The organism is Xenorhabdus santafensis (assembly GCF_033949405.1).
Lineage (GTDB): Bacteria > Pseudomonadota > Gammaproteobacteria > Enterobacterales > Enterobacteriaceae > Xenorhabdus > Xenorhabdus santafensis.
Map to the genome: position 1 here is coordinate 1 of NZ_VCDN01000117.1, position 1,929 is coordinate 1,929.

Annotated in this window: 2 protein-coding genes and 1 pseudogene; all 3 read left to right on the forward strand. The window is 48.5% G+C overall.

All coding sequences use genetic code 11. The features are described from left to right. Positions 1–448 (forward strand): DUF1983 domain-containing protein (locus FE392_RS18615; protein ID WP_319931651.1); only part of this gene is annotated, 448 nt, incomplete at its 5' end. After that, positions 445–1,521: a hypothetical protein gene (locus tag FE392_RS18620; protein ID WP_319931652.1), complete on the forward strand. Its 1,077-nt coding sequence runs from the start codon at positions 445–447 to the stop codon at positions 1,519–1,521. The genes FE392_RS18615 and FE392_RS18620, both read left to right, overlap by 4 nt. 18 nt (positions 1,522–1,539) lie before the next feature. Further along, positions 1,540–1,929 (forward strand): annotated as a pseudogene (locus FE392_RS18625) (hypothetical protein); the annotation flags it as partial.

The window sequence follows — 1,929 nt, forward strand, 5'->3', positions numbered from 1 at the left end:
TTTTGATGCAAAAGGTGATGGGTATGCCATCCATGATATTGGAGCCGGCATCAACTACAACGGCCAGTTTTATAAAGCGGGCATGGTAATCGGCGCTGAGGTCAAGAACGGCAAGGTGGAGACGCATTTCGGTGTCAGGGCTAACCAGTTTACCGTGGTGAATCCGACCAATGGGAAGTCTGAACCTGTTTTTGTGACTAAAAACGGGCAGGTTTTTATCAATGCGGCCTTCATTGATATGGCGAATATTCAGAAGTTACTGGTCGGCATCGATATCAAATCCACCAATTACATTCCTAACCGGCAGGGTTTTCGCATTGATGCCAAGACCGGGTTTCTGGACGTGAACGGTTACGGCAATGGCTATCGCACCCAACTTAAAGATACTGGGTTTTATATGTTTGATGCTAATGGTGTTGCATTAATTGAATTGGGGGTCTTTTTATGAATGGTGTTGGACTAAAAATAAGGAATCCCCATGATGGCACGCATTTTGTGTTTAATGAACGCACCGCACCGGCGACATTAACGTGGGTGGCTAATGTCGATAACCATACCCCGGGGGCGAATGATCGTGCTGGAACATGGACGTGCCCGATCAAAATTCCGCCGGGTTATAAATCCGCAGTCGCTGCTCAACGAATGGCGGGGGTGGTATTTTATTACGATGGTTACAATTTTCGCATTAACGGCGGAGAGGAATTTTGTGACTATATCCAAAACGGGGAAACGGTCACGATTAAAGATATCGTACTCAAAAACCCCTATACGAGTATTGGTAATATTGTCAAGATAATCGCATACCCGTATAACCAGACAGGGAAGGCCGGGTTGAAAATCGGGGGTAATGTGAACTTTAATGTTGATATTCCCCACAGTGGATTTTCTTATGTGTCTCATAAAGCCACCCTGAGGATCGAGGGGCGGGTGGATTTTTCGAAAATCGACCCCCGGCTCAATCTGGGGAATTGTCTGGCTTTTTTCCACACGGATGACCCTTACGCCATGATTTCTTTGTATCGCAAGATCCATACCGATGGCTACGACCTTTACTATGCCTGCACCGACCGCCGCAATGGCAACCGAACCTCGGCGACCTTCCGGGTGGTTATTTTCTCGGATGTGGGGGCAGAGGGGCGGTTTGGCAACGAGCGTTACGGGCTGCGGTTGAGAAATAGCCGGGGACAGATAACATTTTCATCCGGCGTCGGAGTATTGACCCGACCGACTGAAGTTTACATTAACCGCTATAAAGAAAATGAGCGCATTGCGGTTCCCGGCATTGCCCGCCCCATGTACACCCCGTCCATGGTGGGCGAGCGATTTTGGGTATCGGATCGCAAAGGGTACATCCGGGAATTATGTGTCGGTAACTATGATGCCGGTTCAATTTGTATCGGTGCCTCAATGGTAGATGGTAAGCCCGGTTACCTCGGCTCTGTGGGCTACGGCACTGATTACACCTATATCACACAAAAGCCCGTCCTAATCTTGGATGCGAGCGACTATTTCCATTTCTAACTTCTCAGGAACCCATTTATGTACTATTCACAAGGCACAATCAGCACAGTGTCCGGGTCAGCTATTGTCCGTGGCACAGGCACAAAGTTTAAAGCGAATATTAACAGTGTTGCCCCTGGGCAAATCATGTTAATCCAGTCCGGCAAGGATAACCTGTTACACATGATTCAGGCGGTAAACTCGGATACTGAATTGGTACTGGCGGATAAAGTCAGCACCACCCTGAATAACGTCACCTATCAGATACAGATTACTGTGCCTGATTCTGCCGCAGATGGTGTTCGGCACATGGTGGCGATTAACAGCTATATCGTCCAGTTCCTCCAGAACATGGACAGGTGGATGTCACAAAGTGGGGTGGTGGATGTGACGTTGCCGAACGGGCAAACGGTGTCGCTGAAATCGATA

Coding starts and splice junctions, on each gene's coding strand:
- FE392_RS18620 (WP_319931652.1), top strand. CDS start 445: ATGAATGGTGTTGGACTAAAAATAAGGAATCCCCATGATGGCACGCAT.